General features: G+C 69.5%; 7 protein-coding genes. All 7 read left to right on the forward strand.

The window, feature by feature from the left end; all coding sequences use genetic code 11:
* The 7 genes from FHU40_RS13640 to FHU40_RS13670 all read left to right on the forward strand — a co-directional run bounded on the left by FHU40_RS13640 (position 1) and on the right by FHU40_RS13670 (position 12,966).
* Complete coding sequence (locus FHU40_RS13640) at positions 1-1,125, forward strand: MCE family protein (RefSeq protein ID WP_183592850.1); 1,125 nt, start codon at positions 1-3, stop codon at positions 1,123-1,125.
* Complete coding sequence (locus FHU40_RS13645; RefSeq protein ID WP_183592851.1) at positions 1,122-2,546, forward strand: MCE family protein; 1,425 nt, start codon at positions 1,122-1,124, stop codon at positions 2,544-2,546. The genes FHU40_RS13640 and FHU40_RS13645 overlap by 4 nt, the downstream gene beginning before the upstream one ends.
* Positions 2,543-3,829 carry an MCE family protein gene (locus FHU40_RS13650; protein ID WP_183592852.1) on the forward strand — a complete coding sequence of 429 codons (1,287 nt, stop codon included), beginning with the start codon at positions 2,543-2,545 and terminating at the stop codon, positions 3,827-3,829. Before FHU40_RS13645 ends, FHU40_RS13650 begins: the two co-directional genes overlap by 4 nt.
* Entirely contained in the window at positions 3,826-4,428 is a 603-nt protein-coding gene (locus FHU40_RS13655) for a hypothetical protein (RefSeq protein ID WP_183592853.1), read from the forward strand. Before FHU40_RS13650 ends, FHU40_RS13655 begins: the two co-directional genes overlap by 4 nt.
* A complete protein-coding gene (locus tag FHU40_RS13660) occupies positions 4,425-5,159 on the forward strand; it encodes a DnaJ domain-containing protein (protein ID WP_183592854.1) in 735 nt (244 codons plus the stop codon). The genes FHU40_RS13655 and FHU40_RS13660 overlap by 4 nt, the downstream gene beginning before the upstream one ends.
* A 298-nt stretch (positions 5,160-5,457) precedes the next feature.
* Positions 5,458-8,961, forward strand: coding sequence for a DNA-directed RNA polymerase subunit beta (gene rpoB / locus FHU40_RS13665; RefSeq protein WP_215526444.1), 3,504 nt, complete (start codon positions 5,458-5,460; stop codon positions 8,959-8,961).
* A 120-nt stretch (positions 8,962-9,081) separates the two neighbouring features.
* The gene (locus tag FHU40_RS13670) at positions 9,082-12,966 is read left to right on the forward strand and encodes a DNA-directed RNA polymerase subunit beta' (protein WP_183592856.1); all 3,885 of its coding nucleotides are present in this window, start codon (positions 9,082-9,084) and stop codon (positions 12,964-12,966) included.
* The last annotated feature ends 159 nt before the right edge of the window (positions 12,967-13,125 follow it).

Genomic DNA, 13,125 nt, shown 5'->3' on the forward strand with positions numbered 1-13,125 from the left:
ATGAGCGTGCTGAAGCGGGTCGTCGTCCCCGGCGTGCTGGTGCTGCTGCTCGTGGCGGCGGCGTTGACGATGTTCCGCAGCGACGACACCAAGACCCTGACCGCGCACTTCCCGCGGACGATCTCGATCTACGAGGGCAGCGACGTCCGCGTGCTCGGTGTGGCCGTCGGCACGGTGGACACGGTGACCCCGGCGGGCACCGACGTCGTGGTGACCATGCACTACGACGCCGACGTCCAGGTGCCCGCCGACGCGAAAGCCGTGATCGTCGCGCCGTCGATCGTGGGAGACCGCTTCGTCCAGCTCACGCCCGTCTACACCGGCGGTCAGGTGCTGGCCGACGGCGCCACGCTCGACGAGGACCGCACCGCCGTACCGCTCGAGCTCGACCAGATCTACACGAGCCTCGACGACCTGACCGTCGCCCTCGGCCCCGACGGCGCCAACCGGAAGGGGGCGCTCACCGACCTGCTCGAGACCACCGCGAGGAACTTCGGCGGCGAGGGCGCGAAGCTGCATCGGACCATCGAGGACTTCGGCCGGCTCAGCACGACCCTCGACGACAACAAGGAGGAGCTCTTCGGCTCGGCCCGCAAGCTCGAGGGCTTCATCGGCACCCTCGCCGAGAACGACGGGACCGTGCGCCGGTTCAACGACTCGCTCGCCCAGGTCTCCTCGATGCTCTCCGGCGAGCGCGAGGAGCTCTCGGCCGCGCTGGAGAACCTGTCGACGGCGCTCGGCCAGGTGACCTCCTTCGTCCGCGACAACCGGGACGCGCTCGGCCAGAACATCACCGGCCTCAACCGGGTCTCCCGGGTCCTGGTCAAGCGCCGCGCCGAGCTCGACGCCATCCTCGACTCCGCGCCGCTCGCGCTGAACAACCTCGCGCTGACCTACAACCCGGAGGCCGGCACGCTCGACACCAACGCCAACCTCGGCGAGCTCGTCCACCAGATCAGCTCCGACCCCGCCACCCTGCTGTGCGGGATCGTCGGGCAGGCCGACCGGTCGGGCGACCTGTGCCGCCTGGTCGAGCAGGGGCTCGGCCGCAGCGCGCCGGGCGGGCGTACGTCGGGGGACCGGTTCGACCCGACGCTCGGCGGTCTCGTGGGGGAGCGGCGATGAGCCGGCCGACCGCGATCCTGCGCAGCCTCGCCGCGGCACTGGCCGGGGTGCTGCTGCTCACCGGCTGCGACTTCGACGTCTACCAGCTCCCGCTGCCCGGCGGCACCGACGTCGGCGACGACGCGATCACGGTCACCGCCGACTTCCGCGACGTGCTCGACCTGGTCCCGAAGTCGACCGTGAAGGTCAACGACGTGAGCGTCGGCCAGGTGACCGACATCGACCTCGACGACGGCCACGCCGTCGTCACCATGCAGCTGCGGCGGGACGTCGACCTGCCGGCCAACGCCACCGCCCAGATCCGGCAGACCAGTCTGCTCGGCGAGAAGTTCGTGTCGCTCGGGCCGCCCGCCGACGGGTCGGCCCGGGGCACGCTCGCCGACGGCGCGCGGCTGCCGCTCGACCGCACCGGCCGCAATCCGGAGGTCGAGGAGGTGCTCGGCGCGCTCAGTCTGGTGCTCAATGGCGGCGGCGTCGCCCAGCTGAAGACGATCGCGGCCGAGATCAACCAGGCGCTCGACGGGCGTGAGGGCGCCGCCCGGTCGGTGCTCGGGCAGATCCGGACGTTCATGTCCCAGCTCGACGAGAACAAGGACGACATCGTCACCGCGATCGACGCCGTGAACCGGCTCGCGCGGCAGGTACGCCGGCAGCAGGGATCGATCGACGCCGCGCTCGACGAGCTCCCGAGCGCCCTGCGCTCCCTCGACCAGCAGCGCGGCGACCTGGTCGAGATGCTGGGCGCGCTCGACGACCTGAGCGCCGTCGGGGTGCAGGTCATCCGGGCCTCCAAGGACGGCACGATCGAGGCGCTCGAGCAGCTCAACCCGGTGGTCGAGGGGCTCGCCGACTCCGGGGACGCCTTCGTGAAGTCCTTCAACGTGTTCCTCACCTACCCGTTCGTCGACGAGGTGGTCGGCCGCGATCCGCAGGTGGCCCGCAACCTGCACATGGGCGACTACACCAACCTGTCCATCGAGCTCGACCTCGACCTGTCCGGCGGCGTGACCGGCCTGCCGACCGGGCTGCCCACGCTGCTCCCCGGCGACCTCGAGCCGACGAAGCTGGTGCCGCTGCTCACCCAGTGCCTCACCAGCGGATCGCTGACCGGCGCGGCCTGCCAGCAGCTGATCGGCACCGTGCAGGGCCTCGACCGGCTCAAGTCGGCCTGCCTGGAGCCGGCGAACAAGGACACCGCGCTGTGCTCGGCCCTCAACCAGCTGCCCGGCCTGCCCGCGCTGCCGGGCACGGAGGACCTCCCGTCGCTCCCCGTGCTCGGCGACCTCCTGGGCCGTGGCCGGGCCCCCACCGGCCCGACCGCGACGGCGTCGCAGCGCGGCCCGACCATGCGGCAGCTGGGCCGGGCCTTCGACCCGGCCCTGGTCCGGCTGCTCGTCCCGGGGCTGGTGAGCGCGCGATGATCACCCGGCGCACCCGCATCCAACTGCTCGTCTTCGTCGCGATCACGCTGCTCGGCGTCAGCTACGTCGGCGCCCGCTACGCCCGCCTCGACCGGGTCTTCTTCGACGACAGCTACACCGTCGTCGCCCACTTCGAGCGGTCCGGCGGCATCTACGAGGGTGGCGAGGTCTCCTATCGCGGCGTCCAGGTCGGCAGGGTCGGCGACATGACGCTCACCGACGACGGCGTCGACGTCCACCTCGACATCGACAACGACCACGACGACATCCCCGCCGACACCCTGGCGATCGTCGGCAACCGCTCGGCCGTCGGCGAGCAGTACGTCGAGCTCCAGCCGCGCAGCGACAGCCGGCCGTACCTCCGGGACCGCTCCGAGATCGCGATGGCCGACACCCGGACGCCGATCGCCACCGAGAAGCTGCTGGCCGACATCTCCGACACCGTCCGGTCCGTCGACCAGGAGTCGCTGGCCACGACGGTCGACGAGCTCGGTCAGGCCTTCGCCGGCACCGGTCAGGACCTGCAGCGGATTATCGACACCGGCGGCTCCTTCATCCAGGAGGCCGACGCCAACTTCGACCTCACCACGGCGCTGATCCGCGACAGCAACACCGTGCTGCGCACCCAGGCCGACAAGGCGAGCGCGATCCGCACCTTCGCCAGGCAGCTGAGCCTCTTCAGCGGCACCCTGGCCGGCTCCGACCGGGCGCTGCGCCGGGTCATCGACAACGGCTCCGCGACGGCCAACGAGCTGCGCACCTTCCTCGAGCAGTACGGCGTCGACCTCGGCGAGCTCGTCAACAACCTGGTGACCACCGGCGAGGTGATCGTCGAGCACCTGCCGGGCATCCGGCAGATCCTCGTCGTCTATCCCTACGTCGTCGAGGGCGGCTTCACCGTCGTCTCGAAGTCGCCCGACACCGGGCTCTACGACGCGCACTTCGGCCTGATCCTGACGACCAACCCGGTGTGCCACGGCGGCTACGAGAGCACCGACACCCGGCCGCCCCAGGACGGCGGCAACCGGCCGATGAACGAGCAGGCCGGCTGCACCGAGCCGGCCTCGACGAGCAACGCCCGCGGGGTGCAGAACCTCCAGCGGGCCGCCCCGGACTACCAGGCTCCGGTCGTCGCGTCGTACGACCCCGCGACCGAGCGGCTGCGCTGGGGCGACCGGGTCGGCGCGGTCGGTGCGCAGCCCGGGACCCCCACCCCGACGAGTCTCGGAGAGGAGAGTTGGAAGTGGTTGTTTCTCCAGCCGTTGACCAGGAGCCCGAGGTGACCGCCCCGGACCCGCCCGCCACGGATGCGGGGACGCGGCCGCCGCGCCCGCGGGGCACGTTCCGGCTCGTGCTGCTCGGCGTGCTCGTGCTCGCGCTGCTCGCCTCGGCCGGCTGCCTCGTGTGGCTGCTCGCCGAGCGGCGCGGGGCGGCCGACCGGGCCCAGTCCGAGCGCGACGCAGCGCTCCGCCAGGCCGAGCAGTTCGTGCTGCGCCTCAACACCTACGGGCCCGGCCAGCTCGACGACCAGGGTCGCCTGCCCGGCTACCGGCAGCAGGTCAGCGAGGTCATCACGCCGAAGTTCGCCGCCGACTTCGAGAGGTCCGGCCTCCCGATCGCGGAGCAGATCGTCGTGAAGCAGCGCTACGGCCGCACCGCGGAGGTCTACGGGGCGGGCGTCGAGTCGATCGGCCCGGCCGACGCCACCGTGATCGTGGCCGCCGGGCTCACCGGCAGCTATCCCGACCCGCAGCACCCGAAGGACCGGTCCCAGCGTGTCGAGACCGACCCCGACGTGCTGCGCTGGGAGGTCGACCTGGTGCGCTCCGACGGCGACTGGCGGGTCGACGACTACGCCCCGGTGAGCGAGGAGCGACGATGAGCACACCCAGCTGGTACGACCTCCTCGGCGTCGATCCCGACGCTCACGCGGACGAGGTGCGCGCCGCCTGGCGCGCGGCCGTCGCCGACCTCGACCCGACCGACCGGCGGTTCGGGCCGCTCAGCCGCGCCGCCGAGGTGCTGCTCGACCCCGCCCGACGCGCGGCGTACGACGCCGAGCTCGCCGCCCGGGCACCGGAGCCCGAGCCTGTGCCCGACGCCGGGGACGCCGAGCCGGTCGCCGCCGGCCGGCGGCTCGTGCCCGGCTGGCTGCTGGCGGGTGTCGGCGCGGTCGTGCTGCTGGTCGCCGGTGCCGCGGCCGTGGTCGCGGCGACCGTGCCCTCCGACCGCGCCGTCGAGGACGCCGCGGCGCAGGCCCGCGCGGCCGCCGAGCGGGCGATCGTCCCGGTGCTGTCCTACGACGCCGCCCATCTCGACCGGTCCCGGGCCGCCGCGCAGGCGCACCTGACCGGCGACTACCGCAAGGAGTACGACAAGCTCTTCGACGGCGTGATCGAGCAGAACGCGCCGTCGACCGGCACCGTCGTGCAGGCGAGGTTGGTGCGCTCCGGCCTGGTCCGCGTCGACGCCGACCGCGCCCGGGTGCTCCTGCTGGTCGACCAGGAGCGCACCAACAAGGCCGAGAAGCGGCCGGTGGTCTACAAGAACTGGGTCACGGTGACCATGGAGAAGGTCGACGGCGACTGGCTGGTCGCCGGACTCGAGACCTGACCGCAGACCCGGTGAGCCGAGAAGCAGCGTCCGGAAGGGGTGGTTTCGAGGCTCGCTGCGCTCGCACCTCAACCACCGTGGGCGTGGCGTCCGGCCGCGCTGCTTGACCTTGTCGTCGGGGGAGTTCATGATCGGGGCCAACGCAGCACCCGGCGCTCAGATCGGGGTTTGTGACGCGAGCCTGCCTACGGTAGGCTCTCTCTTTGCGTCTGCCCTCAAATGCTCTCCAGCCTGCCCGGTGGCTGGTTCTGTGGTGGGCTGGACGCCGATCTTCCAGCGTTTCGTCGAAGGACACCTCTTGGCCGCGCGCACCTCCTCTGCCCCCGCCAACTCCACTGGCTCCCGCCGCATCTCTTTCGCAAAGATCACCGAACCTCTCGAAGTCCCGCAGCTCCTCTCCCTCCAGACCGACAGCTTCGACTGGCTGATCGGCAACGAGGCCTGGCAGGCCGTCGTGCAGCGCCGCCTCGAGGCCGGTGAGGACGTCTCCCAGAAGTCCGGCCTCACCGAGATCTTCGAGGAGATCTCCCCGATCGAGGACTTCTCCGAGACGATGTCGCTCTCGTTCGAGAACCCGGTCTTCTACGACCCGAAGTACTCCGTCGACGAGTGCAAGGAGAAGGACTTCACCTACTCCGCGCCGCTCTACGTGTCGGCCGAGTTCACCAACAACGACACCGGCGAGATCAAGGGCCAGACGGTCTTCATGGGCGACTTCCCGCTCATGACCGACAAGGGCACCTTCATCATCAACGGCACCGAGCGCGTGGTCGTCTCCCAGCTGGTCCGCTCCCCGGGCGTCTACTTCGAGCGCAGCGCCGACAAGACCTCCGACAAGGACATCTACACCGCGAAGCTGATCCCCTCGCGCGGTGCCTGGCTCGAGTTCGAGATCGACAAGCGCGACCTGGTCGGCGTCCGTCTCGACCGCAAGCGCAAGCAGAACGTCACGGTCCTGCTCAAGGCCCTCGGCATGACCGTCGAGGACATCCGCCGCGAGTTCGCCGACCCGAACAGCACCGAGGGTCGCGCCTACGAGTCGATCGAGCTCACCCTGGAGAAGGACCACACCCAGGGCGAGGACGACGCGCTGCTCGACATCTACCGCAAGCTGCGCCCGGGCGAGCCGCCGACGCGTGAGGCCGCGCAGACGCTGCTCAACAACTACTACTTCAACCCGAAGCGCTACGACCTCGCGAAGGTCGGCCGCTACAAGATCAACAAGAAGCTCGGCCTCGTCGAGGCCTTCGACCAGCAGACGCTGACCGTCGGCGACGTGGTCGCGGCGATCCGCTACATCGTGGCGCTGCACGACGGCCAGACCCAGATCGAGTCGCCGCAGGGCACGCTCGAGATCACCGCCGACGACATCGACCACTTCGGCAACCGCCGGATGCGCACCGTGGGCGAGCTGATCCAGAACCAGCTCCGCACCGGCCTGGCCCGCATGGAGCGCGTGGTCCGCGAGCGGATGACGACCCAGGACGTCGAGGCGATCACGCCGCAGTCCCTGATCAACATCCGCCCGGTCGTCGCTGCGCTGAAGGAGTTCTTCGGCACTTCGCAGCTCTCGCAGTTCATGGACCAGACCAACCCGATCGCCGGCCTGACCCACAAGCGCCGACTCTCGGCGCTCGGCCCCGGTGGTCTGTCCCGCGACCGCGCGGGCATGGAGGTCCGCGACGTCCACCCGTCGCACTACGGCCGGATGTGCCCGATCGAGACGCCGGAAGGCCCGAACATCGGCCTGATCGGCTCGCTCGCGTCGTACGGCCGGATCAACCCGTTCGGCTTCGTCGAGACGCCCTACCGCAAGGTCGAGAAGGGCAAGGTCACCGACAAGGTCGACTACCTCACCGCCGACGACGAGGACCGCTTCGTCATCGCGCAGGCGAACGCCGTGCTCGACGACAAGGGCCGGTTCGCCGAGGAGCGGGTGCTCGTCCGCCAGCGTGACGGCGAGGTCTCCGAGGTCCTGGCCGACGAGGTCGACTACATGGACGTCTCGCCGCGCCAGATGGTGTCGGTCGCGACCGCGCTGATCCCGTTCCTCGAGCACGACGACGCCAACCGTGCGCTCATGGGCGCCAACATGCAGCGCCAGGCCGTGCCGCTCATCCGGAGCGACGCGCCGCTGGTCGGCACCGGCATCGAGTACCGCGCCGCGGTCGACGCCGGTGACGTGGTCGTCGCCAGCGAGGCCGGTGTCGTCAAGGAGGTCTCCGCCGAGGTCATCGAGACGATGAACGACGACGGCACCTACTCGACGTACAAGCTGTCGAAGTTCCGCCGCTCCAACCAGGGCACCTGCATCAACCAGCGTCCGCTGGTCTCCGAGGGCGACCGGGTCGAGGTCGGTACGCCGATCGCCGACGGTCCGTGCACCGACGACGCGGAGATGGCGCTCGGCACCAACCTGCTCGTGGCGTTCATGCCGTGGCAGGGCCACAACTACGAGGACGCGATCATCCTCAGCCAGCGCTTGGTGCAGGAGGACATCCTCACCTCGATCCACATCGAGGAGCACGAGGTCGACGCCCGCGACACCAAACTGGGCCCCGAGGAGATCACCCGGGACATCCCGAACGTCTCCGAGGAGATGCTGGCCGACCTCGACGAGCGCGGCATCATCCGCATCGGTGCCGAGGTCAACACCGGCGACGTGCTGGTCGGCAAGGTGACCCCGAAGGGCGAGACCGAGCTGACCCCCGAGGAGCGGCTGCTCCGCGCGATCTTCGGTGAGAAGGCGCGCGAGGTCCGCGACACCTCGATGAAGGTGCCGCACGGCGAGTCCGGCACCGTCATCGGCGTCCGGGTCTTCGACCGCGAGGAGGGCGACGAGCTCCCGCCGGGCGTCAACCAGCTGGTCCGGGTCTACGTGGCCCAGAAGCGCAAGATCTCGGTGGGTGACAAGCTCGCCGGCCGCCACGGCAACAAGGGCGTGATCGCGAAGATCCTGCCGGTCGAGGACATGCCGTTCATGGAGGACGGCACCCCGGTCGACGTGATCCTCAACCCGCTGGGTGTCCCGCGACGGATGAACATCGGCCAGATCCTCGAGCTCCACCTCGGCTGGTTGGCCAAGCAGGGCTGGGACCTCAACCTGTCCGGCGACGCCAAGGACGCCGACTGGAAGCAGCGCCTGATCAAGATCCACGCGGACCAGGCCGAGCCGAACACCCGGGTCGCGACCCCGGTCTTCGACGGCGCCCGCGAGGACGAGATCACCGGCCTGCTCGGGGCGACCATCCCCAACCGCGACGGCGTGCGGATGATCGACGAGACCGGCAAGGCCAGCCTGTTCGACGGCCGCTCCGGCGAGCCGTTCCCGGACCCGGTCTCGGTCGGCTACATGTACATCCTCAAGCTGCACCACCTCGTGGACGACAAGATCCACGCCCGCAGCACCGGCCCCTACTCCATGATCACGCAGCAGCCGCTGGGCGGTAAGGCCCAGTTCGGTGGGCAGCGGTTCGGTGAGATGGAGGTGTGGGCGATGGAGGCGTACGGCGCCGCCTACGCCCTCCAGGAGCTGCTGACGATCAAGTCCGACGACGTGCCCGGCCGCGTCAAGGTCTACGAGGCGATCGTGAAGGGCGAGAACATCCCCGACTCCGGCATCCCCGAGTCGTTCAAGGTGCTCGTCAAGGAGATGCAGTCGCTCTGCCTGAACGTCGAGGTGCTCAGCCAGGACGGCTCGCAGATCGAGCTCCGTGACGCGGAGGAGGACGTCTTCCGCGCCGCCGAGGAGCTCGGCATCGACCTGTCCCGTCGCGAGCCCAGCTCGGTCGAAGAGGTGTGAGCTGGTGCCCCGGCGGGGTTTCGAGACAGGCGCAGAACGCCTTCCTCAACCACCGTCCGGGGCCCTGCCTCCGCCCCCTACTTCACATCTTTCTAGTACTACCGAAGGGTTGCAGCCACCGTGCTCGACGTTAACTTCTTCGACCAGCTTCGGATCGGCCTGGCCACCGCGGACGACATCCGCACCTGGAGCCACGGCGAGGTCAAGAAGCCGGAGACCATCAACTACCGCACGCTCAAGCCCGAGCGCGACGGCCTCTTCTGCGAGAAGATCTTCGGTCCCACCCGGGACTGGGAGTGCTACTGCGGCAAGTACAAGCGGGTGCGCTTCAAGGGCATCATCTGCGAGCGCTGCGGCGTCGAGGTGACCCGCTCCAAGGTGCGCCGCGAGCGGATGGGCCACATCGAGCTGGCCGCTCCGGTCACCCACATCTGGTACTTCAAGGGCGTCCCGAGCCGCCTGGGCTACCTGCTCGACCTGGCGCCGAAGGACCTCGAGAAGGTCATCTACTTCGCGGCGTACATGATCACCTCCGTCGACGAGGACGCGCGGCACCGCGACCTGTCCTCGCTCGAGGGCAAGGTCGGCCTGGAGCGTGAGCGCCTCGAGAAGCGCCGCGACACCGGCGTGGAGGACCGCGCGAAGAAGCTCGAGGAGGACCTCGCCGCCCTCGAGGCCGAGGGTGCCAAGGCCGACCAGCGCCGCAAGGTCAAGGACGGCGCCGAGCGCGAGATGAAGCAGATCCGCGACCGGGCGCAGCGCGAGATCGACCGCCTCAACGAGGTCTGGGACACCTTCAAGACGCTCAAGGTCCAGGACCTCATGGGCGACGAGATGCTGTACCGGGAGATGAAGAACTGGTTCGGCAAGTACTTCGAGGGCCACATGGGCGCCACGGCGATCCAGAAGCGCCTCGAGGGCTTCGACATCGCCGCCGAGGTCGAGTCGCTGCGCGACACGATCGCCAACGGCAAGGGCCAGCGCAAGGTCCGGGCCCTCAAGCGCCTCAAGGTCGTCGACGCGTTCCGCAAGACCGGCAACAAGCCGCAGGGCATGGTGCTCGACGCCGTCCCGGTCATCCCGCCGGACCTGCGCCCGATGGTGCAGCTCGACGGCGGCCGGTTCGCGACGTCCGACCTCAACGACCTGTACCGCCGGGTCATCAACCGCAACAACCGCCTCAAGCGACTGCTCGACCTCGGCGCGCCCGAGATCATCGTCAACAACGAGAAGCGGATGCTGCAGGAGGCCGTCGACTCGCTGTTCGACAACGGCCGTCGTGGCCGTCCGGTCACCGGCCCGGGCAACCGGCCGCTGAAGTCGCTCTCCGACATGCTCAAGGGCAAGCAGGGTCGCTTCCGGCAGAACCTGCTCGGCAAGCGCGTCGACTACTCCGGCCGTTCGGTCATCGTGTCCGGCCCGCAGCTGAAGCTGCACCAGTGCGGTCTGCCCAAGCAGATGGCGCTCGAGCTCTTCAAGCCGTTCGTGATGAAGCGCCTGGTCGACCTGTCGCACGCGCAGAACATCAAGTCCGCCAAGCGGATGGTCGAGCGCGCCGACTCCGGTGCTCGGTACGCCGTGGTGTGGGACGTCCTCGAAGAGGTCATCACCGAGCACCCGGTGCTGCTCAACCGGGCGCCCACGCTGCACCGTCTCGGCATCCAGGCCTTCGAGCCGCAGCTGATCGAGGGCAAGGCGATCCAGATCCACCCGCTCGTGTGCTCGGCGTTCAACGCCGACTTCGACGGTGACCAGATGGCGGTGCACCTGCCGCTGTCCGCCGAGGCCCAGGCCGAGGCGCGGATCCTGATGCTGTCGACCAACAACATCCTGAAGCCGTCGGACGGCCGTCCGGTGACCATGCCCACCCAGGACATGATCATCGGCCTGTTCTTCCTCACGACCGACCGCGAGGACCAGCCGGGCGAGGGGCGGGCCTTCGCCGGCCCGGCCGAGGCCATCATGGCCTTCGACCGGGGCGAGATCTCGCTGCAGAGCAAGATCAAGATCCGCTTCACCGACATCGTGCCGCCGCTCGAGCTGGGCGCGGACGAGGCCGAGGCGGGGCAGCCGATCACGCTCGAGACCACGCTGGGCCGGGCGATCTTCAACGAGACCCTGCCCGCCGACTACCCGTACGTGAACTACGAGGTCGGCAAGAAGGCCCTCGGCGCGATCGTCAACGACCTGGCCGAGCGCTACACCAAGGTCGAGGTCGCCGCCTCGCTCGACGCACTCAAGGACACCGGCTTCCACTGGGCCACCCGCTCGGGCGTCACCGTCTCCATCGACGACGTGACCACCCCCGGCGACAAGGCGCAGATCCTGGAGGGCTACGAGGCTCAGGCCGCGAAGGTCCAGAAGCAGTTCGAGCGCGGTCTGGTCACCGACGAGGAGCGCCGCCAGGAGCTCATCGAGATCTGGACCCAGGCCTCCAACGAGGTCGGCAAGGCGATGGAGACGACGTTCGACCGCGCCAACCCGATCTACATGATGGTCGACTCGGGTGCCTCCGGAAACATGAACCAGATCCGGCAGGTCGCCGCGATGCGTGGCCTGGTGGCCAACCCGAAGGGCGAGATCATCCCGCGCCCGATCAAGTCCAACTTCCGTGAGGGCCTGACCGTCCTCGAGTACTTCATCGCGACGCACGGCGCCCGCAAGGGTCTGGCGGACACCGCGCTGCGGACCGCCGACTCGGGCTACCTGACCCGTCGTCTGGTGGACGTCTCGCAGGACGTGATCATCCGCGAGGACGACTGCGGCACCGAGCGCGGTCTGCCCAAGCGGATCGGAGAGCGTCGTGAGGACGGCTCTGTGGTCAAGGCGGAGAACGCCGAGACCGCGGCGTACGCCCGGTCCGCGGCGACCGAGATCACCCACCCGGAGACCGGCGAGGTCCTCGCCGGCGCCGGAGAGGACCTCGGCGACGTCAAGATCGGCGAGCTGGTCGCGGCCGGCATCGAGGAGGTCAAGGTCCGCTCCGTGCTGACCTGCGACGCCAAGACCGGCACCTGCGCGAAGTGCTACGGCCGCTCGCTGGCCACCGGCAAGCTCGTCGACATCGGCGAGGCCGTCGGCATCATCGCGGCCCAGTCGATCGGTGAGCCCGGCACGCAGCTGACCATGCGTACCTTCCACACCGGTGGTGTGGCGTCGGCCGACGACATCACGCAGGGTCTCCCGCGTGTGGTCGAGCTCTTCGAGGCGCGTTCCCCGAAGGGTCGCTCCCCGATCGCCGAGGCCTCCGGCCGTGTGGAGATCGAGGAGACCGACAAGGCGCGCAAGGTCCTGCTCACGCCGGACGACGGCTCGGAGGTCCAGGAGTACCCCGTCTCGAAGCGCTCCCGCCTGCTCGTGGCGGACGGCGACCACATCGATGTCGGTCAGATGCTCACCGTCGGTACGCCCGACCCGCAGGACGTGCTGCGGATCCTCGGCGTCCGTCGGGCCCAGGAGCACCTGGTGGACGAGGTCCAGGCCGTGTACCGCTCGCAGGGTGTGTCGATCCACGACAAGCACATCGAGATCATCGTGCGGCAGATGCTGCGCCGGATCACGGTGATCGAGTCCGGTGACACCAACCTGCTCCCGTCCGACCTGGTCGACCGGGTGCGGTTCGAGGAGGAGAACCGGCGCGTGGTCTCCGAGGGCGGCAAGCCGGCCTCGGGTCGCCCGGTCCTCATGGGCATCACCAAGGCCTCGCTGGCGACCGAGTCGTGGCTCTCGGCGGCCTCCTTCCAGGAGACCACCCGCGTCCTCACCGACGCGGCGATCCACGGCCGCTCCGACTCGCTGCGCGGTCTGAAGGAGAACGTGATCATCGGCAAGCTGATCCCGGCGGGCACCGGCCTCGAGCGGTACCGCAACATCCGGGTGGAGCCCACCGAGGAGGCCCGCGCCGCGGCGTACTCCGTCACCGGCTACGACTCCTACGACTACGAGTTCGGTGGCGGCCAGGCCGTCGCGCTGGACGACTTCGACTTTGGCTCCTATCAGAACTGAGCGCGCAAGCGCGAAGTTCTGATGCCAGGAGCCAGGTTGAGGAGCGTCGACTCAGACCGCGCGCCAGCGCGGGATGAGTGACGCGTCTCGAAACCCAGTCGAGCAGAGGCCCCATCACCTGAGGGTGGTGGGGCCTCTGGCATTTCGAGACCCGGCGGT

The organism is Nocardioides soli (genome assembly GCF_014191495.1).
Lineage (GTDB): Bacteria > Actinomycetota > Actinomycetes > Propionibacteriales > Nocardioidaceae > Nocardioides > Nocardioides soli.